This is a genomic window from Parabacteroides gordonii MS-1 = DSM 23371, from assembly GCF_000969825.1.
Classification (GTDB): Bacteria; Bacteroidota; Bacteroidia; order Bacteroidales; family Tannerellaceae; genus Parabacteroides; species Parabacteroides gordonii.
The window spans coordinates 772,371-798,614 of record NZ_KQ033919.1; the positions used below are offsets into that span (position 1 = coordinate 772,371).

Consider the following 26,244-nt stretch of genomic DNA (forward strand, 5'->3'; position numbering starts at 1 on the left):
GTAAATAAAAGAGAGGAAAGAGAAAAACACTAAATGTCCTTTTGTCCCTTTGTCCTCTCCCTTGCTTTAGTTTCATACTAAGGTAATGATAGTAACCATGTTCTCCGTAAAATATCGTTATATCTCCACAAAAATATAATGATATTTTCGGAAGAATATGGTTACTTCATTTTTATTCAAAATTTATACATCAATGAGTTTTTTATATCCCCTCTGTTCATATGTTTTAATAACATATAGTCTTGTATATCTTATTATTTATTTTGACTATGTATAAGCCTGGATTTATAGGCATGTATATATTTGTAGATTTATTTATAAATGATTTTATTATTTTGCCTGTTATATCAAATACTTGAATAAGAGTGTTTTCTTTTACTCCTGAGATTTCAATTTGTTTGTTCTTTACTGTAACTTGTATTTTATCTTTAGATATATTATAAATACTGGTATTGAATTCTTCGACAACATTTTTGATATATGGTCTTACCCGATCGAATTCGATAAGTTCTTTTTTATTATATCTTTCTTTCATGTTTTCTAACCATAATAGAGCGTTTGTACTATAACATCCGTTTTCATCAGGACTTATTTCATCTTGATACTTTCCATATAATATTTTCCCCCATGAGTATCCTTGATTATCGATGATATACCAGCAGGGTTTACCCGCCCATTTTGTGTAATATTCGGAATTCAAATAGCTTTGCTTCGCTTTAAATCCAATGTCTTGTAGAATACCTAATGTTACAGGTCCTATATGATTCCATATGCTATAGGAATGCCCCGGAGCATTAAAATTTTCAATATCCATCCAACTAAAAATATCTCCAAGTCCGTACATACTGTCATTCATTTGGACAGGTAGCCCTCCATTGGCTTTTACTGCATTTTCTCCTATATAAAACAAACTGCTGGCACAAGCTGAACATACATCATTTGTATGCTCATGTGTTTTATCACAAATCCCATATTCTTTTTCACATAAAGTACCATAATGTCTAGTGTTTTGTTCACACCAATGAGAGGCAATACCTATATTGTGTAGTACTTCTCTACATATTGTTTTGTAAAGAAGTGGTTTCAAATTTGGGTTTGTTGTTGTAGTTTTATATATACCCTCATTGTCGAAGATACTCACATATGGATCTTCATTAAACCATCTACCATCTTCATATATACCTGTATCATAAGTTGATTTATTAGGGACAAGTGAGATGGTTGCCCACGAATCATCATCTCCATTAAGTATTTTTGATTTTACAATTCCACCCTCTATTTTATATGCAGGATTACTTCGTTCAGTTGTCACATTTACATAATGGAATGGACAATAGCCAGTTATTTCACAGAATATATCATCATAGTTTATCGGAATGGATAGATTGTAATTGACAAATATTGGTATTGTATAAGGAATTTCAATACACTCGTCCAGTATATTTGAAACTTGTTTTAGAGAAGGTATTGTCCATTTTATTGTTTCTTCTGATACATTGATTCCTATATCTTTGTTTGAATAAATAATATACATTATTTTCCCAAAAACAAAAATATCTTCTATGTATTCTGGATTTTTACCCTCGATGTCAAATTTTCTATCATTAGGGATTTTTGCATTAGGAAATTTCTTTCTAATGTATGTATCAAAAGTTTTATCATTTTGTGCATACACACAATCAATCATCAATAGAGCCAGAATAACTAAAATAGTCTTCATCATAATACTAGAATTTACCCTCCCTGTCCCCTCCGATCGGCGTTAACAAAAAAAGAAGCGTGGAGACTATTGGATATTACTGACATTGAGGCTCTGGACTGCCCACTACAGAATAATAAACAATAGTCCCACGCCTTATGTTGGTATACGATTATCCTCAAGTATAATCAGAATGAGTATACAACAACATAGGCGCAGAAACAGTTTGTCTATTATCCCCGTAGTTGAAATTGTCCAGATTTCAATGTCGGATAATATTTTAACGCTTCTACGTCTTAACTCTAATACGTGAGGGCAAAGATAGATATATTTAAAAACGAAAACAACCGTGAAATAAAGATTTATTACAAATTTTTATATGGTTGGAAAAAGGATAGGATATTGAACTACATTTAGACTAAAACGCAATTCAACATAAGTATACTTAGATTAAATCACTTTTTAACCTAAGTATACTTCAACATATCGAGTATTTATATCTATTGAAGGAATAACCTCATTCTAGCAAAAGGAGACTACGCTAACAATTTGCGCAGTCTCCATTTATCTGATACAATAACCGTTTACGGGATTACCCGGTACCTTTCGTTATTAAAGGCTCAAAGCACGGTTATTATTGTTCGTTACATTCAACAATGTCACATATTTGCGATACTGTTCCGGGGTTAGAACCTTTTTCATCAATTTCAGATTTCCATATACAGCCTGATGCATTTTCTTCTGTTGTTTGCTTTCGCTTGAACGAAGGCTTTCACGTTGCATATCAAGGAAATATTCATTTATGTTTGCCACTTCACTCGTTTGTGAGGGAGTTAATTGTAAATAATAACTCAGCTTCTCAAAGTTAATAGCAAACGGTTCTTTACTCACATTGTTTCGGTTCTCGCGTGCAAAACCTACTGTTGCACATAATAAAATGGCTGCTACAGCCATACCTAAACGTCTCATAATACCTAAACATTAAATTAATAAACCTAAACCCGGAGGCCGCTGCCTCCTTTCAATCTTTTTATATTATTGTTTTCATGTATATAACAATATGTTTTATAACATTGTTCACGAACAGGTTTTATTATTTCATCCAGATAATCGGATAGCCTAGAGCCCTTTTAATTGCTTCCATCTCGGCACTATGCCACATTTCATGCTTGAAGCACCAGGACAAGGCTTCGTACTTTATATCGGCAACGGGATGCTTAAACGGAATTGGTTCAAGGGGGGAGTTCAGGATTTCATCGTTAAGAGTCAGTAGGTTCGCAAGGCAAATATCGTGCACGAAATCCAGTTGTTCCTTTAATGCCGAAGTGGGAACAAAGTCTCTTTCAACAGAACGGTGCAAAGTACCCATACCATTAAAGATTTTATTATAACGGGCGATAGGTATCTGCCGTTTAATATCTTCATTTACTCCGGTTATCGTTGTAATAGCATGAAAATTCTGTGAAACCAACAAATGTCCGACCTGCCAGGCAAAGTTTGAATCCGTACCTTCCGGAATTGTGTACCATAGCTCTTCCGGCATTTCTGAAATCAGACGGTTTACAAAATTCCGTGCTTCAATGATTTGCTCTCTCAAAAATTCAATTCTACTCATCATAATGTTATTTTTTAAGTTATACATTATAATTAGTGAGTAACAGTGTAGAGATTGTGACAACTCAGTCCAGAAATTTTTCCCAATAATTTTTCCGGGGCAAATCTTTCTCAAACTTCTGATACAGGTCGGCCAGCCGTATCATTTTGGCAACTGTGGTATATTCTTTATCCAGGTCAATGAAAAAGACCTGCTTACAAATTCTGCATTTACAGGTTCCCGCAGGATTATAGAGCGGACAGGTATCGGTCAGGAAATGGCTGATCTTATCAATGGAACGGGAATATATCTTACGGACATTCTCAACCGACATTTCCATGATCTCTCCGATCTCTTTATGAGAAAGCCCTACATTCTCCTTAAAGATAAAGATCAGCCGGGCATCATTATTCAGGCAATGATTCAATGCCGTCAAACACCAGTCGCATCTCTCTTTTACCCATTCCTTCCGTTCCTCATCAGAACCGGAATATTCGATTTCCTGTAAGGCCCTGAATTGTTCCAGCTTCACCAATGTCGCCACTTTTTCATTTTGGGCATACCGTGAAATAGTCCGTCTGGCAATCGTATAAATCCAGGTCGATAATTCAGAATCAGCATTGAACGAAGGCAGACTCTTGAAAACCTCATACCAGACTTCCTGAGCCGCCTCCTTCGCAATCTCCCTGTTCTGAATCATCCGATGGGCAATGGTAGCGACCATTGTACCGTAGTGCTCAACTAAATCTTTGCGATCTACCTCCATTGATAAAATAATTCGTTATTATGAGCGCTATATTCAATTAAAATTCCTAACTACCCTGAACTCACATTTCCCTGTACCGAGCAGTCCCGTTCCATCGACACCTTCCGCTATTCCCACAAATCCGGTATTAATATCCGAGCAATAAAACGAAACTGTTGCTTCGCCTTTTTCGTCCGTAATGACGGAAGGTTGCCATAACAAAGTATTACGGGCATCGGGAGTTGACAATTGCATATCTATTTCGTCCGGTTGGTAAAATTCACGGGCAACGTAGTAGCCTTTGGCACGCCAAAGGTTGTTCCGACGGAGAAGTTCTTCTTCCGAATAAATAGGACCGTGATAAACGACATATTGTTCGTCTTCCACAATAAACCATTTTCCTCCATCGAAATATTTAGGTTTAATAATTCGATACGTTTTACCCTCTACCGGTTTACTTCGTTTTTCAAGAGGAACGATATTTGCATTGGGACAATAACGGGGATCATGATGTACCGTATATCCGTCTTTATAATTTTCCAAATGTCCATCCGGGCAGACCCAAGGCATACCTACATCCATCTGTGCCAAGCTATCTAAACGTCCCATAAACTTATCCCTGAAAGGTCTACTTGCTTTACGGGTAACAACTACCTCATCCAGTAAAATTGTACTATCATTACTAACGACCGGCATATTGAGAATCTGTTCTTTTACAGACTGAGAAATATCCATAATAGGGTAATATCTCTGTTTCTTTTTCCTTAGACTATCGATTTGCGAAAAATAATCTTCTATTTCAAGTTGAGGCTTATGTTCATTCGACAACATCGGTTTCAAATATACATAACCGCCTCGAAGTTCCTTCAATATATCCGTACCGACAGTAAAAGAGCCGGTTGAATCAGCCCATACATACAAAGAATTTCCCTCAGCACCAGATATCTGAATAAGTTGTTCCGTCCCCCGCGCCTCTTTCCTCTTTTTCTTACTATTAATAGATTGTATGCCTATTATTTCATCAGACAAAAACAGATTTTCATTATCGGGAACATATTCTATATTCCAGACATACCGCCTCCATCCCTGAGTCAGCAACAATAAATCCATTGCCTGCATACGGTCTTTATTCTTTTCATCGAAATAATAAAGCGGATTATGGATTTTTCCACGTATCTGAGAGGATAGATAACAATGCGTCAATATATTTACAGGATCTGCCGGATTGATATATGCCTTATCAAATACACTGAGACCCAGATTCGTTTTCACTGGTACTCCATTCCCATCCGTCACCTTTATTTTCAATGTAGCTTTTTCACGAAGGGTATATGTTTTCTTATCCGGTTCAATATTTATCTGTAGCTTCTTTTCCGGATGCACGTAAACCAACCTTTCTGCAACCGGTTGCATATTGCCATTAAACAAGGTAAACTCTGCAATTCCCTGATAAAGGAACTCACTAAGCGGCATTTTTATTTTAAGCCGATCCTTCAATACTCCCTTTGCTACACAGCAAATCATCCCACGAATTTGTCCTACCAGAGAAACTTCCTGAGCAGGAGAACCTTCGGTTTGTGAGATAAAAAACTCCAGATTTTTCTTGTCTTGTTTGGATAGGCTTAAAGTCATTCCTTGTGGGCAAATCTCCGGTAAAGAATAACAAACACCATCCTCTAACTCTATCCGGTATTTCTTTTCAGCATCAGGAGTAAAAAAGAAAACCCCCATTCCGTCATGACTACTTTCAAATAAGGTGACCGGAGTATCATCTTGATATAAAGTACCTTTTACCTCTACCGGATATCCTTTGCCATTTGTAGCCTTAAACGCCACACGTGAAGGCAAACCCGAAACCAGGTTCCCTCCCTCCGGAAAAATATCAAATCGTAAACTATCTTTTCCCATATCTTCCGATTGTTGATTATCATGAGCTATATTTTTGATAATCCTTACTTTACGTGAAGATATAATTCCTGTTGTGTCGCTATGAAAAGAATGACGGGTATAAGCTTCCAGAAAATAATCACCATCCGCCAGCTTCTCACTGACATAAACATGACCGAATACCATACCGTTTTCTACCGGATATTTCTCTTGCCAAACGATACTATCCTTATTATTTATCATTTGCAGATACAATGTCTGACTTTGATTGGAGAATGTAAAAGACAGGGAATTCAACTGATATGCTTTAAACCAAAAGTCTTCTCCTGTCTCATAAATACCTTTACTGGTTTGGAGATAGATAAGCTCGGAAGGAAAGGCTGCATATTCTTTATTAATAGAAGTAACCCAGGTTTCGTCTACCGCTTGCTGACAAAAACACGGCAAACAGGTATATGTCAGTAAAAAGATGGCTAACAGAATGTTTTTCATGTACCCGGTATTTTCAATTATCATTACAGTCTCCCAAAACAAGACCACTGCGCAAATATAAGGAAAAACCCAGCAATAGCCATACCCAGACATCTCATCTATGCTTCATCTATGCCTCCTCGATCCCAATCAACGCACGGAAGATGCCAGCTGCTATTTGCCAGTACCCTATGTTAGCAGGATGAATACCATCGGTATCTATCGTCTCATTTCCAGGGACATAATTACCAGAAGGACGTTCTATTTTCGGATAAACATTCAAACAGTCAAATTGGGCATTATTATCAATGAAATAAGTAAAAGAAGCATAATCCGCAGAATTTGCCAAATCATTATAAGCTTTATTCAATCGATGGACTTTCAGGTTAAAACCTTTCTCTCCATAGATACCAGAAACGATATTGGCCGGATACTTGTTTCCCAGTCCTCCATTTTGAGAGGGAAGTAATACGCTACCTAGTAAAACCTTGCAAGAGGGATAACTTTTATGAATCCGATCTATAAGCGTTTTTGCACCATTAATAATAAAAGATTGATCGGCAAATGGCTCCAACCATAACAATTCGTTAATACCCAATTGCAGATAAATATAATCCATTTGTCCTTCACAATATTGATCGACATAAGATTGTATATCGAAACTATCGATATACTTTTGCCAGGTCCAGCCCGGAGTTCCTTCCCAACCAACAGTTTGTTCACTATTTTGTACTCGTCCGACCAAAGAATAATTGGTCAAGGATAAACTTTCCGGACTATCAATCAATCCAGAAGTTCCTTTCAGCCGGCGGCTTAATTCAATCGGGGTTTGCCCAGCTGCCATCAGACTGTTTCCCAAACATAAAAGATTCCGACGAAACTCCGGATTTCTGGCTTCCCGTGTAATAAGCAAGACCTGCTTTTCTACAAGTACGTTTCCTTTAAAATCAAACAATTGCAAATCCATAAAGGATTCACCTACATCATCAGTTTTAGGTATGTAACGCCAATATTTACTATAATTATTACCTTTGTCACATTTTAATGCCAAGCCGTAATCCCCTGAAGCCGAATTCAAGACAATACTATTAAAATAAATCTTCAGAGTATCACCTACTACCGCATATATCTTATCTCCAATAGTTAATTCTGCATCTGTAACCGGGATTATGGACGATGCTTCTTCTATTGAATCATCCCGACAAGCACTTAGGATAAACAAACACATTACGAATAAAAAAATCGACCAATATTTCATTGTCATTTCCTACAAACCTTAATTAATACTAGTTGGTTCCATTTCACAGCAGAATGGAACGGTAATCTCCATTGCAAAAATGGAGTTTTTATATATTATGATGACTAATAATATTCTGATTTCCCTGAATATAACGTTTTTTTCAAGAATTTATTATCTATCACTCTGTAAGTTTATGCTTCTCATACGACGGTCTCACCCACCGCAAATAAACGCTAAGAGACACCAGGCAGCAACCCGATCCGACCAGATAAGCGGTTGCCAGGTTGGCATACGAAGCAATAAAGCCGGCGGCAAGCATTCCGATCCCAACGCCGAAGTCAAAAGAAGTCAGATAAGTAGAAGTTGCCGTTCCACGCATGTGATGCGGAGCAACATTTACAAATAGACACTGGATAGCCGGGACACAAATACCAAAACCGATACCGATTGCCAGTGCCGAGGCAAAAAAGACTATTTCATTATGGAACAAGGCAAAGACAGCGAACGAGAGCGTCAGAAAGACCAGTGCACTGATCGAAACCATGTGTATCTTTCCATGATCGACCAGACGGCCGGATATAAGACGAGCCGTTCCAACCCCAATCGCCATAAAAATGAAGAAGTAACCGGGATTGGACACATTGATCTCTTTACCGTACAGCACCACAAAAGAAACAACCATTCCATAAGGTATGGCGCTTAACAGATAAGCCAATGCTGTCGGTAAGGCTTTCACAAGTATAAAACGGTCGAGCGAAAAAGGTGGTCTCGGCAGTTTCTCCCGCTTCGGATAACGGATCAGGCTGACAGAACCGACGCCGACCAATGCTATCGCCATTCCGGCAAACACTAAAGGATGAAATCCATATCTATCGTAAACAGCCACGGCAACCAGCGGAGATAAAGACATCGCCAGATTGATTGTCAAACCATAGAAGCCCATTCCTTCCCCTCGCCTTTTGGACGGAATCACATCGATCGCAATGGTATTCCCAGCAACGGACGTCATTCCCATAAATCCACCTTGTATAAAACGGACAGCCATAATAGTCAGCACCGTCGTTGCAAACAGATAACCGGCAAACATACAGGCAAAGACCATAAAAGCAAACAGATATAACGGTTTGCGGGAAAAACAATCCACCAGATACCCCGAGAAGGGACGGACACATAACAGACCTATCGAGTAACTGGAAAGAGCCACTCCCACCTCCGACGGATCAATCTTCAGCACTTCCACCAGATAAACCGGCATAGTCGGCATCAGCATGTAGAAGGAGAAGTTCATCAGGAAATAAGAGATACAACACTGAATGAAATTCCGGTTCCAGAGTATCGGTTTCGTTTCGTTCATCAGGCTAATTCACTCAGTTCGAGCCAACGCATTGTCTTTTCATCTATTTCGTCGATCACTTTGGCTATGCGTTCCGATTTCGCCATCAGTTCGTCATTGCTAAGGGTTCCGCTGCTCATAGCTGTTTCCAGTTCTGCCTTTTCAGCTTCAAGAGCAGGTATTTCGGATTCTAATGCTTCAAACTCCTTCCGTTCCTTGAAAGTAAGTTTCTTTTTCTGTTCCGTTTGCGGACGGTTATTCTTTTCGGGGACAGGAGCTTGTTTGGGCTGACGGGCAGCTTCCGCTTCCTTCTCCAACTGATCCTGTACCTCTTTCCAGTCGCGGTATTGAGTGTAGTTTCCGGGGAAATCTTTCAGGTCGGCATTACCACGGAATACCAGTAGATGATCGACAACCTTATCCATAAAGTAACGGTCGTGCGAAACAACGATCACACAACCTTTAAAGTTACGCAGATATTCTTCCAGCACATTCAGCGTTACGATATCCAGGTCGTTGGTCGGCTCATCCAGTACAAGGAAGTTCGGGTTACGCATCAGGACTGTACACAGATAAAGACGGCGCTTCTCTCCCCCACTCAATTTATAAACATAGCTATGTTGTTTTTCGGGAGTAAACAGGAAATAATTCAGGAACTGAGAAACGCCCAGTTTCTTTCCGTCGCCCAGATCGACATATTCGGCAATATCCTGTACGACATCGATCACCTTCATCTGTTCGTCAAACTGCAAGCCATCCTGACTGTAATAACCGAAGCGAACAGTTTCGCCCACATCGAAGCGACCGCTATCCGGTTCCACTTCCCCCATCAGCATTTTAATAAAGGTAGACTTCCCGGTACCATTATTACCGACAATACCCATTTTCTCGAAACGGGCAAAAATATAATTGAAATCTTCTACGATTTTAATGTTTCCAAAACTTTTCGTCACATGCTCCGCTTCAAATATCTTCGAACCGATATAGGAAGCTTTCACATCCAGGTTCACATTTCCGTTATCCCGTTGCTGCTTGGCTTTCTTCTCCAGTTCGTAGAAAGCATCGATACGATATTTGGCTTTCGTGCCACGTGCCTGCGGCTGACGGCGCATCCATTCCAATTCTTTACGCAACAGGTTATTGGCTCGCTCTACCTCCGTATTCATCGTCTCCATACGTTCCTGGCGTTTCTCCAGGTAATAGCTGTAGTTTCCTTTATATTGGAATATTTGCTGACGATCTATTTCAATGATCTCGCTACATACCCGATCCAGGAAATAGCGGTCGTGCGTCACCATCAGGATACTGATATTCGCACGGCTCAGATATCCTTCCAACCATTCGGTCATTTCCAGATCGAGGTGGTTGGTCGGCTCATCGAGGATGATCAGCTCCGGGTCGGTGATCAAGACATTGGCAAGTGCCACCCGTTTCAACTGTCCACCGGACAGATGTTCCACTTTCTGGTCGAAGTTTGTGATCTTCAGTTGTGAAAGGATTTGTTTGGCACGCTGTTCATAATCCCAGGCTTTCAGGTTATCCATACGCATCAGGATATCCTGCAAGTTGGAATGATCGTCACTGGCCATCGCTTCTTCATACTCAGCGATCAGTCGAACCGTCTCATTCGGGGAATAGAAACAGGCCTGAAGAACAGTCAGTCCTTCGGGATAAACCGGTGTCTGCTCCAGATAACCGACACGCAGGTCGTTACGGAACACAACCGCCCCGCTATCATAATCCTCCTTCCCGGCAATGATATTCAGTAAAGTTGTTTTACCTGTACCGTTCTTTGCGATAAGCCCCACCTTCTGGCCTTGTGCAATCCCAAATGTAATATCCTCAAAAAGAACCAAATCGCCGAAGCTCTTGGTCAGTCCGTCTATCTGTAAATAACTGATCATATTGCCTTTTGTACTTTACTTTGAGGGGCAAAGATACAAAAAATTGGGGAGGGATACAATTAAGGCTGTAAACCCCATATTTTAATTCATTCTATATTATATTAGTTGAGACTTGTTAGTTCAATTAATACATAGTGTACTCGGATGAACCGAAACGCTCAAAATTATTTCTATTCTACTAAGTTCAATTAATACAAGGCTTTTACGGGATCCATCGTTTCCCGCGATACATATTTCTATTCTACTAAGTTCAATTAATACTTGATTATGATACGAGAAAAGATAATCCAGGTAAATTTCTATTCTACTAAGTTCAATTAATACACCCCTGGAGCTCCTCGCATAACAGATAAAAACACAATTTCTATTCTACTAAGTTCAATTAATACGAGACAATGAAGCCGGTAAAGTAACCTGGTCTATATTTCTATTCTACTAAGTTCAATTAATACTCCTAAAGGACCTACATCTGATATGCCTTATGAGATTTCTATTCTACTAAGTTCAATTAATACCTTGTATTACTTCCTGCTATTGCGGGCAGATTCAAGGATTTCTATTCTACTAAGTTCAATTAATACACAAGAAAGGCAGAAATTCAATCAGAGATTGATAGCATTTCTATTCTACTAAGTTCAATTAATACCTCAGGAGATAACAGTCTCCTATACTCCTTTTGTTCATTTCTATTCTACTAAGTTCAATTAATACACTGACCCTTGCGGGGAAAAAGTTGAGCGAACTTGGATTTCTATTCTACTAAGTTCAATTAATACAATTATCATGGAAGAATTAATTAAGATCACAGAGAGTAAATTTCTATTCTACTAAGTTCAATTAATACAATGCGGGACTATATATCATTTGAAAGATCAATAGATTTCTATTCTACTAAGTTCAATTAATACTTATTAAACTGCAAAGCCGGACAGCAGCGAACTATCATTTCTATTCTACTAAGTTCAATTAATACATTACCCGATCATATTAGATGATCTCGGGCAAATAGATTTCTATTCTACTAAGTTCAATTAATACGTGTACACCGTATTTCTCTAATCGCCTTGCATGCCGGATTTCTATTCTACTAAGTTCAATTAATACAGATTAAATCATACGTTGAAAGTCAAAATAGCTTATTTCTATTCTACTAAGTTCAATTAATACGCCGTACAACCCGTTATTGATTATTTACATTACAGATTTCTATTCTACTAAGTTCAATTAATACATATCTTCAAAAGAGGTCAACCTTATGTTTAAAGCAAATTTCTATTCTACTAAGTTCAATTAATACCGTCAGGGAATGTCAAATCTATATTGAATGATAATATTTCTATTCTACTAAGTTCAATTAATACCTTATCGTCCCAAAAACATAAACTTATAAATATCAATAAGTTCAAAATTTAAAAACAACCATTTTTCCTGATAAAATATGTCGACCTCCAATAATATAAAAAACACTGGAGATCGACATATCACATAAACAGCTATAAATCAACAAGTCAAAGAGCTTATTTCATATTTTCAACCACTGTATATTTCAAAAATTACAGGATCGACAAATATCTATTGTTACAGGAATATATCAATAGAGCTGCATTCTTTACCTACAATCTGCTTATCCATTGTCACTTTTGAAGCATTCTTAAAAATAATGATACTATCGCAGGTCTTATCCATAAAGGTTTCTGCCTGCATTATCAACTCCTTTAGACGAACTTCGGATATCTCACCTTCAAAGACAGAATTCTGGATCCAGTTCAAATAACGCCGACAAAGTTTTAACATCTTCGCGACCCGTTTTTCTCCACAATCATAAACTAAGATCACATACATTACCAATACATTTTAAAAGGTTTATATTCCTCTATTTCTAATAAATGCTTAGCTAACTTATAACATTCCAGTTTGATCAAATGTCTATAGCTAACTTTTCTACCCAACGAACGATGCTGTATCGTTTCCTCCAACCGATCTTCAATCGCTTTTACAAATATCTTTTTTCCTGACGAGTTTAGCAAGCATTTGTTTAACTTCTTATCAAAATGCTTACTTTGTATCTCTTTACGATTTAGAACCTTAAATATCACTCGATCTACAATGATAGGTTTAAAAATCTCAGCCACATCCAAGGCTAATGAATAACGTCGCTCGCCAGGGGTATGTAAATAACTGATCGTCGGGTTAAGCTGTGTTTGATGTATAGCCCTCAAACATAAAGTATAGCACATCATGTTTCCGAATGACATTAAAGCATTTACTTCATTCTGTGGAGGTTGTTTTGTCCGGGAGCCCATTTCGAATTCATTTAAGATCAAATTGAATGCCTCATAATATGTTTGACGGATCATTCCTTCTACTCCCATCAATTCATCTACAGACTCCGTATCCGAAATTTTCTCAGCATAATTACTGATTATATCCATAATATCTGCCATGTCTTTTCCTCTACGATTATAATACTGAAGATTTTTTACCATATTATAGGCTGCTCCTTCAATAAACTTTCGTGCAATTACCATACGTTTCTTTTTCGATTGATAGGCAGATGTTTGAGCTAAAATCATCCTTCCTGAAAGCAAAGAGTCCCGCGGCATAAACGAGCCTGTATAGTTCTCATAATAATCAAAGAAATGCATCGCAATATCTTTCTGTCCCAGAAAATTAAACAATGAACTATTGGCACGCAAAGAGCCGAACACATAAAATTCATTGATATCTTCAATAGGCAAATACCGGGGAGTCCCCAAAACCTCTCGTCCATCCTCGTCATCTGAATAAGGAATAAATTTCAAGGTATTATCTTTTCGCTCCAATATTCCGGGATTGAACAAATAAAATGTCTTTTTCATAAATCATCAGGTTCTACAGTATAACAAAAATCATAATAACTACAGTTTTTACAGATACGCTTTTTATCTTTAAGAGGGCAAGTCTCTGAATGAATTATTTTGCTGATCTCTCCTTTCATATCTTCCAGCACCTCTCTGTCAACATCACTTAACACGACTTGTTTTGTCTGTCTCAAAGTGGGATACTCCAAAATACCGGAACAACCAACGATACCATTACGCTCAAAGACATATAAATAATATTTCAACTGCCATTCATGTGCTGTTTCTATTTTATCAGATTTTTTTATCTCATGAATTACTTTGTTCGCTGCATCATAATAATCCACTTTAATCCCATCGATCTCAACCTCTTCATATTTACTTGAACGTTGTGGATAAGAATCTTCATGGATCAATTTCCCCTCATACACCAAATCTGAAGTATGCTCAAAATTGATACCATTAGCAAACAACCAAAGTTTTCGTTTGCATATTTGATAATAATTGAAATGTGTTCCGGTGATTTGCATAACAGGTCTAATTATAGTTATTCATAAAAATAATTGTTCATTCATATTGTCTATTTTGGATATCTGAAGCCCTATTTCCTCATTATAAGCGCGTTTCATAACCAAAATAGATTTATTATTGAGTCTGTCATCATTCATTTTAGTATAACAAAAAGTCTCTCTACTTATTTCATTATTTTTTAACAATGCAAAAAAACGACTCTCCCTTATTGAAACCAATAATCCTTCAGCCTTTATTAATTGGTATGAATCAAGGTATTTTTGATATTGCTGTACTAAGCAAACAGGAAGAACCTTAATGCCATCGAATTGTTTATAAAACAGATCCTCCGATTTTTCATCATAAGTCAAAGGCTTCAATCGATTACGTATACTTAAAGACAACATTTCATAAGTTATATCAAAATCCTCTTTCTGACAATCCTCCCAATCTGGATATACCTTATCAATATATGCTTGTAAGTCTTTCTCATGAATGATCCCTTCATCTTTTTCCTCTATTTTATGGAGGATTTCTATCGAACGAGAAACAACAGCTTCATTATAAATGAACTTATCTTTTTCATTTTGCGTATCAAAAACATGACAAACACAAAGCCCTTTTTGACGTTTCCTGTTCACTCGACCAAAACGTTGAATCAATGCATCCAAAGGTGCTGGTTCTGTATAAATCGTATCATAATCAATATCCAGACTGACTTCTATTGCCTGAGTTCCTACTAATAGCCGTACCTCCTCATTTTGAAGTTTAACCTCTTTCTTATTACGATCTTCTGCATTAAATGAGCCATGAAGTAATAATTTGCTTTCCTGTATATAGAGACTTTTATAGACATTTTGTGCCTGTTCTACTGTATTACATACAACAAGAACCTTTTTTCCCTCATCAAGATCCTTTTGAATTAAATCTAATGAATCCTGTAATACTCCTTCTTCGATACTAATTTTATGCCTATCAAATTTATTGTACAAATTTTCATCCGCAATAACTCTGCTATGTTCTCCTATTGCCCGTTCTAAAATATGCAACATAAACGAAGGTAAAGTTGCAGTCATTATAAAAACATTTACATTCATATATTGCGAGCAAAATTCTAATAAAACTATAATCTGAGCAAATGTTTTACTATCATAAGCATGAATCTCATCAAAAATAAAATATCCACCTGACCATTCCGACATTCCCTTTTCAAAACCTTTTAGTCCAAATAAATACTTCAACAACTGAAAAGGAGTAACTATTTTCATTGGAGTAACTAATGTTTTAAAATCTTGTATAAGCTGTTCCCTTCCCGTTGCATTCCAAGATTTATCCGATGATATCTTATTCTCAAGATATTGTGACAGTTTTCCATGAAGCATTCCAACCCAATGAGTATCACTAGACATATAACCTTCGTTAAACTTCATATTTAGTCTTTCATACATAGCATTAATGGAAGCAGTGTAAGGTAATATATAAAATATTCGACCTTCACCTCTCTTTCCTAATTGACGTTTTAGCCATAAAATAGATGTCTCTGTTTTTCCTGATCCGGTTGGAGACGATAAGATTACATTACCGCTGAGTTTATATGATTCTTCTTGATGCTTATATAAAGGATACTCAAATAAAAAAGAGAAATTTGCATCAGACAATTTATAAAGTCTTGTAATACCTGCAGATGCCAAATGATCACATTGTTTCACAAATCCAATCAGCAATAAACATCGTATAAATACACTATCCGACAAACTACAAGGAGTATGATGGTATGATTTTACAAGAGAAACAATATCTATAACATCATCATTGATCTTTTGAAAACCATACACATTTAAGATCTTCCAAATTTTATTTCTCCATAACTTTCCACACTCATCTTTAAAAGACAGATTATCACACGAATACCAACCTGGTCGAGCAACTGATACATAATTATCAAGAACAAATTCATATGTTTCATCTATACTTCTATGATGTCCTATCACTGCATAATACATGAGTTCTTTCCATTTATCTGGAATATTGGCTTGTTTAATAAAGTAAAGTGAAAATATTTCATGCCTTTGATGGTTCCAGGCATTTGGTGAGTATTTATAAAGTATGCGCTGAAATTCACTATGCGACTTACCTGTATCATGAAATATGATACTGTCATGCACTATTTTCCAAAATACTTTATGATCCATTAAAGGCAGATTAGGAAAACACTTAACCAACTGTTCATAAATGATTAAACAATCATCTATATGCTGTTTTAAAGAAACCTGAGGTTCTGATTTAGCCAAAACCTCAGGTTTCCGAGGAAGAGTCACATTCATATATATTCAGTAAAATTCAACTGATGAAAATAAATATCAATTTGTTTTTCTTCGATACAGTCTCTATACGCAGTCAAATCTGTTTGTACATCAGCTGCATTATATGGTATAACAGAATAAGCTTCAGTTCCAATGTTATTACGAGGTATCGTTTCCGTAAAATATTTTGGCAATGCCTGTATAACACCCGGTAAGCAATTTCCTTTAAAAGGTACAATTTGTCCTTTAATCATGTATGCATCTATAACTTCATTCAATTCGACCTCTTCTATAGAGTCGACAGAAGCCAAATCCGAACTTCTTCCTAACAAAATAGAATAGTAGGGATTACGAAAGTATCTCACCAATTCTAAGTCAACTAAATAAAGATACAGACAGTTCTCAAAAAGAAATTCTCTTCTAATCACATTGGATTTCACTTGATTTTTGGGTATGTTTTTTGAGTCTAGTTCAACCTGATAGATTGTTTCCAAATCAACAGATTTTCCACCATATTCAAAATAATAGCCTAAAAACAATTCACTGTGGACAAGATATTTACCTGCACAAGCATTCAAAATACCCAATACCGTACTAATGGGAGGAACAAGCAATGTAGGTTGGAACCCGGATATAATATTGGGATAGCGAAAACTTGAAGTCCATGAACTTATTTTAATACGGTAAGCCTTCATTATTTTATCTGATTAGTTATTTGCTCACAATAAGCATCAATCATTGCATTCACAGGCCCATAGACAATAAGATTCTGATATTCCTGTTGTAAAGATATCAAAGCATCATCCTGCTCATCAAAAAAGCCACTTCTTCTTCCTATGAAAATTTTTCCGATAAAATCGTCATGATACTCATTAATAACTTCTCTTATCCCCTTTATATTCAACTTAACCATCTCATCCCGGTCACCATAACTTGACACAACGTGAGAGAAAGGATGATTACCGGAATTAGTCGATACAAGAATTATAAATTTAGGAGTTACATCTCCCATATTATTGGTTTGCATAGCTCCACCAGAAATATTTTTTAAAGCCTTAATCGTATCACTAGCCCGTTGAACACGAGTTTCTAATGGGAGTTGAATCAATTTTTGTCCAGTAACAAAAGGATCATTTTTTTCAATACAGCCATTTCCCATAGCTTCATCTTTCAGTTTTTGGGAAAGATTTTGAAAACCTGTTTTATTATAATTAGAGAAAGTTCCAATCATATTCAAATCCAAGCTAAACATGCCCTTCATTATTGCACTATATTCCTGTTTTCCATAAGGTACTGAATCACCATCCTGACGTGCCATACTTGACCAGTTTTCAACCGGACGCACAGCACAGGCCGACACTATTGCTGAATTTTTTAAAGGAGATACCCTCGTTACAGTTACATTCACCTTTTTCTTTTTTCCCTTATCATCAATAATCTCCTCAGAAGCAGCTCTCATATATCCAAAGACATCATCATCCGGATATTCTATCGGATTAGCATTTGTATATGCTATTTTATCTTCGCGAATTACTGGAGAAAGCTTCCAGCCACAATTCTTTTGTAAAGAATCACGCCACCAAAAACGCACAGCTTGTCCTGATACATAAGTATAGTTACGACCATTCTTGATAATACTCTTAGTTGATACTGCGTTATCAAAATTTGACATCATGTTCTTTCCGGCATTATTCAAAGCCACTACATCCACATCTATCAGGTAAAATCCCTGAACTTTCAAATTTTCATTCATATTGTTTATATTATAAGGTTAAATTTCATCATCGCCAAATTCTTTCTCATCGAAAGTTGTTTCTTCTACTTCCACAGTCAAATGTCTTTCATGTAATTTCTGATAAATTGAAATCAATAGAACATCGCGTGTTTCCATCCAAGAGTTTGAATCTGGAAATAAGAAATCTACATAATCTTCTACAGTAACAAGAGGCATTTCATTTCCTCTCTTATAATTATCTTCTATTACTTTCAATACAAATCGTCTTAACAAATATGGATTCTTCACGCCATTCAATTTTGTCAAGACCTTTTTCATATCTACTTCCGAATTATAGCTAAGAATAAAATCTGCTATTTGATTTATTTTGTCAACAGTCTCCTTTTTCATATTCTGTATATTAATTAAATAACACTCTAATAGATCTAAATCAAAATGATGATGTATACTCCATTTTCTGACGTCACTAATAATATTTGCTCCTATCAGTAATTTGTCATAAATGGTATTTCTCCAAAACTTGAAATCATCTTCATTTATACTTATCTCCTGCTTTTTATCTAAAGCTATAAAAGAATTTGCCTCATCGTTGTATTGTATTTTCTTATAATCGGAACATCTATAATGATGATTCACAAAAATATTCCAATTTGCTTTGTATTGCGCTTTACGTGTTTCTTTATAAAAATTAAAGGCTTGGGACGGAAGCGTATAAATTTGTACATCAGGACTTGCTCCAAAGTTTGTAAAATGATAAAGTGTTATATATTCACTTCCGGTATTATTATCTGCATAATGTATAAGCACCTTATCCAAAAATCTAAATATAGCCGTACCAGGGGATCGAGACTCATTTCTTAATAATCCCTGAGAAGCATTCTGTCCTAGATCATATAATATTCTATCACAACATTCTTTTGCATACAGCTCAGTAGTTGGCTGATTTGTACTACTAATCACACATACTCTGCCTTGAAGCAACTCACATCCTAAAGGAAGAAAATGATATCGTATCAATGCTTCTTTCGACAACATAATTCCTGTATCAAAAGAGTTATGAAAATTCACGAACGTACCAGAACCGGATAAGACCGTATTATCTCTACCTGCCGGAAAAAGTTTCGTTTTTTTTCCAGTAACTCTACAATGGCCTATAATATACGGTAGAGTTTCTTCCAAAAGCCCCAAAAAGTATAATTTCGTTTCTTCTTTTTTCTTCTCAACTTTAAAAGCAGGTTGTGTTATCTTTGAATTCAGAAAAAACGGATTTATCTTCGCATCCCAATTATCCACATATATTTTAGTTGCTAACATGATTAATTCCAACACATCATATTCAGGATAATAATCAGATAAAGCCTTTAACACATATCCTCCTGAATCAATAAAGGGATCTCCAGTCGGTTCCAAGAGAACTTTATAATCAATATTTGTACATGTTTTCTTCATTTTATATTGTAAATTTAAATATATACTCCAATCATCCCAAATCCGATTGCCCCTTTCTCCCCCCATCCACTTTCATAACCTATATTCATCAAAGGTTCTGGGAGTTTAACTTTAAATTTGTACCGATATCCTCGTACAAATGTTTGCTGGGGAGTTTCAGCTTTTATTTTCACTAAAACAGACTTCGGTTCATCAAGCACCATAAAGTCACAATAAACCTCCCTGTCATATTCTTTTCCATAATAGGCCTCGTAACGCGCCAAAAGACCTGTCAGAATACCAGTGACATACGATGGATCGGAAGGAGAAATATATTCCGTCTTTCCGTCCTCCTTACGCGTCGAAACACAAACCGGCGATAAAGTCTCAAAACACATTTCCTTCTGATAATCCAGTGGTGGCATGACCTGCACCTCACGTACTTGAAATTCTACACCAGATATCTTATCTGCAATATGGAAACTTTGTTGACAAAATACGCCTTCAATAAATTGTTGCGTACTCTTCTCCGGCAAAAAGCTAATAAACCATTCTATTATATCTGATTTTATAACTAAACGTTGGCGTTGTTTATCTATACCATATTGAGGTATGATAAGATTTGAGAAAGTAAATAGTTTAAAACGCTTACCACCAATAACGAAGCCATTTTCATGCAGCCATGATGAATAATTCTCATCACTATGAGCCAATATTCGATAAATAGCTGCCGATAATTCATACTGATAATTAATTGGTAGTTCACGTCCTGAAACATGCGGTTGTATTTGTAAGGTTAACTTAAATCTCATGTTCGATTAATTTAGTTTTCACAAATATATAAAAGTAGAATACATTACAATCCATTTATCCGGATTATTTCACGCAAATCCTAAAAAACAATCTTTGCATGTTTTTTTCATCTTCAAGCTTCGTATAATTAAATAATAAAACGTAAGTTTGCCTGGTTAACTAAACAAAACATATATAATGGAACCTGAATCAAAATACGAATCCGTCCCTGATAGTTTTGCTTACTGCCTGAATGAGCAATGCAAACACTCTACGAAATGCCTGCGTTATCTCGTTTCGAAACAACTTACACCGGAACGGACAGTTTTCTCGATCATAAACCCGACTTGCACAACGCCACAAGCAGATAGCTGTCCCTTTTTCAAAGCAGATCAAAAGGACAGGTACGCTTTGGGTATTACTCATTTACTGGACGATCTACCTCATAACAAAGCTGTTGCCATCAAGCGGGCAATAAATGCAAATTTTAGTAAAGGAACCCTTTATCGCATCCAAAAGAAAGAACGATTAATTACCACTGACGAACAAAAGATCATTCGTCTGATTTTTATGCGACAAGGTATCCATACCGATCCGCTTTTCGACCAATATGTAGAGCAATACGATTGGTAAGAAATTGTATACTTTTAGGCCTTTATTACTTATAATCCCCACTTAAATGGGTAATATTCCCCACACAAGTGGGCAGTATTCCCCATAGTAGTGGGAACAATTCCCCACGTGGATATAAATTGTGGGGAAAAAACAAGTCAGAACGCTTGCTGATTAATGAAAGAAGAACATCAATCACTCTATGAAACAGATTCTCAATAGATACTGAAATCCTGCGGTTTTATCACAAAACCGATCCGCAGCATACTCTTAAAGTGATTATATTCCAACAGGTTCTCACCGTACCCGTTATAATATTGAAGGAAGAAATATTGGTTCTCGTTATTGTTGAACTTATAACTTAACTCGACCTGCGTATTAAAGCTGAGCCAGGTTTTGCGTTTCGTCAGGATCACTCCGCAGTTAAACCGTTTATTGTCTGTCCGGAAATTGGTTGCCACCTGGAATATACCGTTATATTTCAACAAATCCTTATTATACTTACCATCCACGATCGGTATCCATGTTTTAAACTGAGCTTCCCAATTTTTATTGAGAACGACGGCTGTAGCAAATGTAACCTTATTCCAGCTGCGCGAAGCCGTACTGTCTTTCCCGTTCGATTCGTGTTCCAGCATCAGATAGCCTTTACCTATATATTTATTGTGATGAATGATCAGATGCCCCAAGCCTATTCCCGGGTTGAAGTTCAGGTCGCGCATAGGGAGAGATTTCTGGAAGACATTCCAAAAGGCTTTCTGTGTATATTGAATGAAAAGATAGGTATCGAAAGGTAACTTACTCTTGGTTAACCGTTGGGCGATACTCAACTGGAACTTCACATCCGAATTGGCTGCGGTCGGCTTATGGCCGATCGTCGTACCACCGATAAAATAGTTATCCTTGAACAGCGAAAAATAAGGAGCCTTATCCAATACGGCACGCACACTATCTGCATTATATTCCATCTTAGGATCTTTCACAAGTACCTGGGCTGTTACTTTCGCAAAACCCTGGATGAACAATACCAACAGAAACAAAGCTATCTTTTTCATAAACGTTATCATATAAACTTTACAAGACAGAACAAAGTTACTATTACCACAAACAGACGATTCTCCCAAATCATCTGAATTATAGTCATTTCAGCAACCTACCTTTTATTAATAACCAATTCTTAACTGGTATGTTCATTTTTTATATCTTTGTCCGCATGGAAAAAGTATACCAATATTATAAGGAAACGATTACAGCTTATACACGCCGTTCGGATAGTCTGAGAAAGAAAATGCATTTATGCGGAACGATCCGCCTGTTACTAGTAGCCGGCCTCGTGGCAGCTATATGGTTGCTGAAAGCGGAAGGCTGGCAAGTGTTGGCCGGAACAGTCGTATTGTTCATTATCCCATTCATTGCATTAATGGCTTATCATACACATCTGTCTTATTTAAAGGAATATGCAGACACCTTAGTGAAATTATGCAATGATGAATTGAAGGGGCTGGACTATGATTTCAGCGCTTTCGACGGAGCACCGGAAAAGAGCTCGGCCGACCATTCGTTCAGCCTGGATCTCGACCTGTTCGGCAACCGTTCGATCTTCCAGTCGATCAACCGGACAGTGACAGCGGTAGGGAAAGAAACGCTTATCGACTGGTTTGTCAATCCGCTGACCGACAAGCAGGAAATAGGCAAACGCCAGGAAGCCATCCTGGAACTAAGCACGCTCACCCAGCTAAGGCAACATTTCTTTGTCACCGGAAGGCTGTACCCGAAAGAAAAAGGAGACGTAAGTGCTCTGGCTTCATTGACCCGGCATACTCCCCACTTTATCACAAAGACACTTTGGAAATGCCTGATCTGGATTGTTCCCGCCATCTGGGTCGCTATATTTATAGGTTTGGCATTGGAGGTGATCGGTTTATCTGCCTTCGGAATATTCTTTGCCATTGCACTTCTTATTGCGAATATCCGGGCAAAACAGATCACTGACCTTCACAACTCCGTGAATAAGATGGAAAAGATACTTTCCACCTATTCCCTGTTGATCAAAAGCATAGAAGGCGATGCTTTCAAATCGGCTGAATTGTCGGAAATAAGCAAACTGTTTACCGGAGTAGACGGGACAGCCTCGAAAGCGTTGAAGAAGCTATCGAAATGTATCGGTGCCCTCGACCAACGCGTCAGTTTCATCGGAATTATCCTCAACATCTTTATCTTACGCGATACCCGGACAGCCATGAGGTTGGAAAGTTGGATACAACAGCATGCGGAAGACATTCCCCGTTGGTTCGATGCCCTGGGACGTTTCGATGCTTACAGTTCGCTGGGAGGATTTGCCTTCAACCATCCGGGATATATTTATCCGGAAATAGCAGACGCTTATTTCAAAATGAGCGGTAAAGCGTTGGGGCATCCGTTGCTTCGCCGCGACGTTTGTGTACGGAATGATATATCCATCGAGAAAAGTCCGTGGTTCCTGATCATTACAGGGGCAAATATGGCCGGTAAAAGTACCTATCTGCGTACTGTAGGAGTCAATTATCTGCTGGCTTGCATCGGGGCTCCGGTCTATGCCGACTCGCTGACTGTATATCCGGCCAAGATGGTGACCAGCCTGCGTACTTCCGATTCATTGGTGAGCAACGAGTCTTATTTCTTTGCCGAACTGAAACGCCTGAAAATGATCATCGATCGTTTGCACCAGGGAGAAAAGTTATTTATTATCCTGGATGAGATATTAAAGGGAACCAATTCCATCGATAAACAGAAAGGTTCGCTGGCCCTGATGAAACAGTTGGTGTCTTACCAGACCTGCGGAATTATCGCCACACACGACCTGGCGCTGGGCGAATTGGAAAAGGAATTCCCGAACCAGATAAAGAATTACCGCTTTGAAGCAGATATCACGAACGAGGAGTTGACTTTCTCCTATCAGCTTCGTGAAGGCGTTGCAGAGAATATGAATGCCTGCTTCCTGATGAAAAAAATGGGGATCACTGTGTAATCCCCATTCTATTGTCTTATTTCTTTGTCCGGTATTTTTCAATCTCCGGAAGATATCTCTTAATATCGTTTATACGGGTCGCATCGCTTGGGTGCGTACTCATAAACTCGGGAGTCGAACCATTCTTTCCGGCAGACATCTTCTGCCAGAAGTTCACCGCCACTTCCGGGTTATAACCGGCCATTGCCATAAATACCAACCCCATATAATCGGCTTCCGATTCATGTTTGCGTGAGAAAGGCAACATAACGCCATATTGTGCTCCTACCCCATAGACCGTATTGGCCACAGTCTGTACGGCTGCACTTTTATTACTTACCGCCTGTCCCAGGATAGCTGCGCCGTATTGGGTCATCAACTGCTGGCTCATGCGTTCGTTACTATGTTTGGCAACGGCATGCGCCACTTCGTGTCCTACCACGACAGCCAGTTCGTCGTCCGACGACACCAAAGGTAATAATCCTTCGTAAACTACGATCTTTCCACCGGGCATACAAAAAGCATTCACCTGATTGTCTTTCACCAGGTTAAACTCCCACTGGAAGTTTTTGATCTCGCTTTCCATTCCATTTGCCTTCAGGTAAGCTTCGGTGGCCGCTGCAATCTTCTTCCCTACCCGGGTAACCATTTCACTCTTAGCCTTATCGGTAGATTTCGTTGCCGATTTCATATAATCGCCATATTGTGTCAGGCTAGATGACAACACTTCCTGATCCGAAACAAGCAACACCTGTTTTCTTCCCGTCAAAGGCACACTACCACAACTACTTAGCAGTAAGAATACCGCCATTAATAAACCTGTTATCTTCTTCATCTCTCTCATTTAGTTTTTACTGATACAAAATTATCATTTCTTTATAAGAATAGAACAATTATAAAGGCATTTTTGCTCAAGAGATATATAGGATAAATAATTATGCAAAAAAACCGGAGCCGAATGTATATTTATTCAATTATTCGCTTTATATTTGCAACCGTTTTGCATAAATATACAAACATGAGTACAAAAAAGGAACGATTGGATGCTATTTGTCGCATCATACAGACGAAGACGATATGTAATCAGGAAGAGCTGCTTAAAGAATTGGAAGCTAGCGGATTTCAGGTTACACAAGCTACTTTGTCGCGCGACATCAAGCAGCTGAAAGTAGCCAAAGTACACGATGCGAACGGAGATTATGTATATTGTCTGCCTGATTATTCAGCGTTGATACAACCGAAAAAGACACAGACACAGCATCATCCCAACATCGAATTTTCCGGCAATCTGGCTGTTGTAAAGACAAGACCGGGATATGCGATGGGCATTGCTTCGGATATTGACACCCATGCTCCTCATGAAATACTGGGGACGATAGCCGGAGACGACACGATCCTGATCATCCCGCGCGAAGGGATCAGCCGTGACAGAATAGTAAAAGCATTATCACATTTTATATAAGGGCGATAAGGGAGACTACGGATCTTCCGTTTATAAACAAAAGAAGACTAAGAACAAGCTTAAGAGAAATGGAACAAGAAACAGAAATCGATGTAATGATCGCTGATGCCTCTCATGAGGTATATGTCGACATAATTCTTGATACTATTGAGGCCGCTGCCAAAGTACGCGGAACCGGTATCGCAAAGCGTACGCATGAATATGTGGCCCAGAAAATGATTGAAGGGAAAGCAGTCATTGCGTTGGCAGGGGATAAGTTTGCAGGTTTCAGTTATATAGAATCGTGGGGAAATAAACAGTATGTAACGACTTCCGGATTAATCGTTCACCCGGATTTCAGGGGGCTGGGCATTGCCAAACGTATTAAGGATATGACTTTCCAGCTGGCTCGCATGCGTTGGCCGAAAGCTAAAATATTCAGTCTGACATCCGGGGCGGCTGTGATGAAAATGAATACGGAACTGGGATATGTACCCGTCACATTTTCCGACCTGACAGACGATGAATCCTTCTGGCGCGGTTGCAATGGTTGTGTAAACCATGACATCCTGGAACGTACAGGCCGCAAATATTGCATCTGTACAGCCATGTTGTTCGACCCGGCCGATCCGCATCGTGCCAAACGGGAAGCAGACGAGAGAAATAAAAATAATAAATAATAAAGGAGATCTTGTAAGGGCGTTTCGCGAAACACCCATACGGA

22 protein-coding genes and 1 CRISPR repeat array are annotated in these 26,244 nt (G+C 38.0%); of the genes, 4 read left to right on the top strand and 18 right to left on the bottom strand.

All coding sequences use genetic code 11. The features are described from left to right. Positions 1–226 precede the first annotated feature (226 nt). The 16 genes from HMPREF1536_RS03020 to cas6 form a co-directional block, all read right to left on the bottom strand. A complete protein-coding gene (locus tag HMPREF1536_RS03020; RefSeq protein WP_028727903.1) occupies positions 227–1,723 on the bottom strand; it encodes a T9SS type A sorting domain-containing protein in 1,497 nt (498 codons plus the stop codon). Positions 1,724–2,311: 588 nt separating this feature from the next. Further along, positions 2,312–2,668: a hypothetical protein gene (locus HMPREF1536_RS03025; RefSeq protein WP_028727904.1), complete on the bottom strand. Its 357-nt coding sequence runs from the start codon at positions 2,666–2,668 to the stop codon at positions 2,312–2,314. Between the two features lie 124 nt (positions 2,669–2,792). Continuing rightward, positions 2,793–3,314, bottom strand: coding sequence for a DinB family protein (locus tag HMPREF1536_RS03030; RefSeq protein WP_028727905.1), 522 nt, complete (start codon positions 3,312–3,314; stop codon positions 2,793–2,795). 64 nt (positions 3,315–3,378) lie between these two features. Next, on the bottom strand, positions 3,379–4,059 hold the full coding sequence (locus HMPREF1536_RS03035; protein ID WP_028727906.1) for an RNA polymerase sigma factor: 681 nt from the start codon (positions 4,057–4,059) through the stop codon (positions 3,379–3,381). Positions 4,060–4,092: 33 nt separating this feature from the next. Further along, positions 4,093–6,417 (bottom strand): hypothetical protein, encoded by a 2,325-nt coding sequence (locus HMPREF1536_RS03040; RefSeq protein WP_044192208.1) that lies wholly within the window; start codon positions 6,415–6,417, stop codon positions 4,093–4,095. A gap of 109 nt (positions 6,418–6,526) precedes the next feature. Then, positions 6,527–7,660 carry an SGNH/GDSL hydrolase family protein gene (locus tag HMPREF1536_RS03045; protein ID WP_150115600.1) on the bottom strand — a complete coding sequence of 378 codons (1,134 nt, stop codon included), beginning with the start codon at positions 7,658–7,660 and terminating at the stop codon, positions 6,527–6,529. Between the two features lie 154 nt (positions 7,661–7,814). Continuing rightward, positions 7,815–8,990 carry an MFS transporter gene (locus HMPREF1536_RS03050; RefSeq protein ID WP_028727909.1) on the bottom strand — a complete coding sequence of 392 codons (1,176 nt, stop codon included), beginning with the start codon at positions 8,988–8,990 and terminating at the stop codon, positions 7,815–7,817. Next, positions 8,990–10,873 (bottom strand): ABC-F family ATP-binding cassette domain-containing protein, encoded by a 1,884-nt coding sequence (locus tag HMPREF1536_RS03055; RefSeq protein ID WP_028727910.1) that lies wholly within the window; start codon positions 10,871–10,873, stop codon positions 8,990–8,992. Before HMPREF1536_RS03055 ends, HMPREF1536_RS03050 begins: the two co-directional genes overlap by 1 nt. Positions 10,874–11,039: 166 nt before the next feature. Continuing rightward, positions 11,040–12,234: a CRISPR direct-repeat array (repeat unit 29 nt; unit sequence ATTTCTATTCTACTAAGTTCAATTAATAC). A 217-nt stretch (positions 12,235–12,451) separates the two neighbouring features. Then, complete coding sequence (cas2, locus tag HMPREF1536_RS03060; RefSeq protein ID WP_028727911.1) at positions 12,452–12,715, bottom strand: CRISPR-associated endonuclease Cas2; 264 nt, start codon at positions 12,713–12,715, stop codon at positions 12,452–12,454. Beyond that, positions 12,715–13,731 carry a type I-B CRISPR-associated endonuclease Cas1b gene (cas1b, locus tag HMPREF1536_RS03065; RefSeq protein ID WP_028727912.1) on the bottom strand — a complete coding sequence of 339 codons (1,017 nt, stop codon included), beginning with the start codon at positions 13,729–13,731 and terminating at the stop codon, positions 12,715–12,717. The genes cas2 and cas1b overlap by 1 nt, the downstream gene beginning before the upstream one ends. Then, a complete protein-coding gene (gene cas4 / locus HMPREF1536_RS03070) occupies positions 13,728–14,243 on the bottom strand; it encodes a CRISPR-associated protein Cas4 (RefSeq protein ID WP_028727913.1) in 516 nt (171 codons plus the stop codon). The genes cas1b and cas4 overlap by 4 nt, the downstream gene beginning before the upstream one ends. Before the next feature lie 21 nt (positions 14,244–14,264). Beyond that, a complete protein-coding gene (locus tag HMPREF1536_RS03075) occupies positions 14,265–16,547 on the bottom strand; it encodes a CRISPR-associated helicase/endonuclease Cas3 (protein WP_028727914.1) in 2,283 nt (760 codons plus the stop codon). Beyond that, complete coding sequence (gene cas5b, locus HMPREF1536_RS03080) at positions 16,544–17,221, bottom strand: type I-B CRISPR-associated protein Cas5b (RefSeq protein WP_028727915.1); 678 nt, start codon at positions 17,219–17,221, stop codon at positions 16,544–16,546. Before cas5b ends, HMPREF1536_RS03075 begins: the two co-directional genes overlap by 4 nt. Further along, positions 17,221–18,279, bottom strand: coding sequence for a type I-B CRISPR-associated protein Cas7/Cst2/DevR (cas7i, locus tag HMPREF1536_RS03085; protein ID WP_028727916.1), 1,059 nt, complete (start codon positions 18,277–18,279; stop codon positions 17,221–17,223). Before cas7i ends, cas5b begins: the two co-directional genes overlap by 1 nt. 18 nt (positions 18,280–18,297) lie before the next feature. Further along, the gene (locus HMPREF1536_RS03090) at positions 18,298–19,710 is read right to left on the bottom strand and encodes a hypothetical protein (RefSeq protein WP_044192211.1); all 1,413 of its coding nucleotides are present in this window, start codon (positions 19,708–19,710) and stop codon (positions 18,298–18,300) included. A gap of 14 nt (positions 19,711–19,724) precedes the next feature. Further along, positions 19,725–20,501, bottom strand: a complete 777-nt coding sequence (cas6, locus tag HMPREF1536_RS03095) for a CRISPR-associated endoribonuclease Cas6 (protein ID WP_028727918.1) — start codon at positions 20,499–20,501, stop codon at positions 19,725–19,727. Positions 20,502–20,679: 178 nt separating this feature from the next. On the opposite strand from cas6, the gene HMPREF1536_RS03100 reads away from it, so the two are divergent. Then, positions 20,680–21,114, top strand: coding sequence for a DUF6078 family protein (locus HMPREF1536_RS03100; protein ID WP_028727919.1), 435 nt, complete (start codon positions 20,680–20,682; stop codon positions 21,112–21,114). A gap of 194 nt (positions 21,115–21,308) precedes the next feature. Here HMPREF1536_RS03100 and HMPREF1536_RS03105 read toward each other — a convergent pair whose 3' ends face one another. After that, positions 21,309–22,148 carry a phospholipase A gene (locus HMPREF1536_RS03105; RefSeq protein ID WP_028727920.1) on the bottom strand — a complete coding sequence of 280 codons (840 nt, stop codon included), beginning with the start codon at positions 22,146–22,148 and terminating at the stop codon, positions 21,309–21,311. 158 nt (positions 22,149–22,306) lie between these two features. On the opposite strand from HMPREF1536_RS03105, the gene HMPREF1536_RS03110 reads away from it, so the two are divergent. Next, on the top strand, positions 22,307–24,100 hold the full coding sequence (locus tag HMPREF1536_RS03110; protein ID WP_028727921.1) for a MutS family DNA mismatch repair protein: 1,794 nt from the start codon (positions 22,307–22,309) through the stop codon (positions 24,098–24,100). A 16-nt stretch (positions 24,101–24,116) separates the two neighbouring features. On the opposite strand, the gene HMPREF1536_RS03115 is transcribed toward HMPREF1536_RS03110, so the two are convergent. Beyond that, complete coding sequence (locus HMPREF1536_RS03115; RefSeq protein ID WP_028727922.1) at positions 24,117–24,914, bottom strand: M48 family metallopeptidase; 798 nt, start codon at positions 24,912–24,914, stop codon at positions 24,117–24,119. A gap of 183 nt (positions 24,915–25,097) precedes the next feature. Here HMPREF1536_RS03115 and argR point away from each other — a divergent pair, with 183 nt between their 5' ends. Further along, positions 25,098–25,541, top strand: coding sequence for an arginine repressor (gene argR, locus HMPREF1536_RS03120; RefSeq protein ID WP_028727923.1), 444 nt, complete (start codon positions 25,098–25,100; stop codon positions 25,539–25,541). Between the two features lie 68 nt (positions 25,542–25,609). Beyond that, positions 25,610–26,200, top strand: coding sequence for a GNAT family N-acetyltransferase (locus HMPREF1536_RS03125; protein WP_028727924.1), 591 nt, complete (start codon positions 25,610–25,612; stop codon positions 26,198–26,200). Positions 26,201–26,244: the final 44 nt, after the last annotated feature.

What these genes read in the sequence shown, in the direction of transcription:
- cas2 (WP_028727911.1), bottom strand. Translation starts at nt 12,715, where the DNA reads ATGTATGTGATCTTAGTTTATGATTGTGGAGAAAAACGGGTCGCGAAG.
- HMPREF1536_RS03035 (WP_028727906.1), bottom strand. Translation starts at nt 4,059, where the DNA reads ATGGAGGTAGATCGCAAAGATTTAGTTGAGCACTACGGTACAATGGTC.
- HMPREF1536_RS03055 (WP_028727910.1), bottom strand. Translation starts at nt 10,873, where the DNA reads ATGATCAGTTATTTACAGATAGACGGACTGACCAAGAGCTTCGGCGAT.
- HMPREF1536_RS03090 (WP_044192211.1), bottom strand. Translation starts at nt 19,710, where the DNA reads ATGAAGAAAACATGTACAAATATTGATTATAAAGTTCTCTTGGAACCG.
- HMPREF1536_RS03040 (WP_044192208.1), bottom strand. Translation starts at nt 6,417, where the DNA reads ATGAAAAACATTCTGTTAGCCATCTTTTTACTGACATATACCTGTTTG.
- HMPREF1536_RS03115 (WP_028727922.1), bottom strand. Translation starts at nt 24,914, where the DNA reads ATGAAGAAGATAACAGGTTTATTAATGGCGGTATTCTTACTGCTAAGT.
- HMPREF1536_RS03110 (WP_028727921.1), top strand. Translation starts at nt 22,307, where the DNA reads ATGGAAAAAGTATACCAATATTATAAGGAAACGATTACAGCTTATACA.
- HMPREF1536_RS03050 (WP_028727909.1), bottom strand. Translation starts at nt 8,990, where the DNA reads ATGAACGAAACGAAACCGATACTCTGGAACCGGAATTTCATTCAGTGT.
- cas7i (WP_028727916.1), bottom strand. Translation starts at nt 18,279, where the DNA reads ATGAATGAAAATTTGAAAGTTCAGGGATTTTACCTGATAGATGTGGAT.
- HMPREF1536_RS03125 (WP_028727924.1), top strand. Translation starts at nt 25,610, where the DNA reads ATGGAACAAGAAACAGAAATCGATGTAATGATCGCTGATGCCTCTCAT.
- HMPREF1536_RS03045 (WP_150115600.1), bottom strand. Translation starts at nt 7,660, where the DNA reads ATGACAATGAAATATTGGTCGATTTTTTTATTCGTAATGTGTTTGTTT.
- HMPREF1536_RS03030 (WP_028727905.1), bottom strand. Translation starts at nt 3,314, where the DNA reads ATGAGTAGAATTGAATTTTTGAGAGAGCAAATCATTGAAGCACGGAAT.
- cas6 (WP_028727918.1), bottom strand. Translation starts at nt 20,501, where the DNA reads ATGAGATTTAAGTTAACCTTACAAATACAACCGCATGTTTCAGGACGT.
- HMPREF1536_RS03075 (WP_028727914.1), bottom strand. Translation starts at nt 16,547, where the DNA reads ATGAATGTGACTCTTCCTCGGAAACCTGAGGTTTTGGCTAAATCAGAA.
- cas1b (WP_028727912.1), bottom strand. Translation starts at nt 13,731, where the DNA reads ATGAAAAAGACATTTTATTTGTTCAATCCCGGAATATTGGAGCGAAAA.
- HMPREF1536_RS03020 (WP_028727903.1), bottom strand. Translation starts at nt 1,723, where the DNA reads ATGATGAAGACTATTTTAGTTATTCTGGCTCTATTGATGATTGATTGT.
- HMPREF1536_RS03025 (WP_028727904.1), bottom strand. Translation starts at nt 2,668, where the DNA reads ATGAGACGTTTAGGTATGGCTGTAGCAGCCATTTTATTATGTGCAACA.
- HMPREF1536_RS03105 (WP_028727920.1), bottom strand. Translation starts at nt 22,148, where the DNA reads ATGAAAAAGATAGCTTTGTTTCTGTTGGTATTGTTCATCCAGGGTTTT.
- HMPREF1536_RS03100 (WP_028727919.1), top strand. Translation starts at nt 20,680, where the DNA reads ATGGAACCTGAATCAAAATACGAATCCGTCCCTGATAGTTTTGCTTAC.
- cas4 (WP_028727913.1), bottom strand. Translation starts at nt 14,243, where the DNA reads ATGCAAATCACCGGAACACATTTCAATTATTATCAAATATGCAAACGA.
- argR (WP_028727923.1), top strand. Translation starts at nt 25,098, where the DNA reads ATGAGTACAAAAAAGGAACGATTGGATGCTATTTGTCGCATCATACAG.
- cas5b (WP_028727915.1), bottom strand. Translation starts at nt 17,221, where the DNA reads ATGAAGGCTTACCGTATTAAAATAAGTTCATGGACTTCAAGTTTTCGC.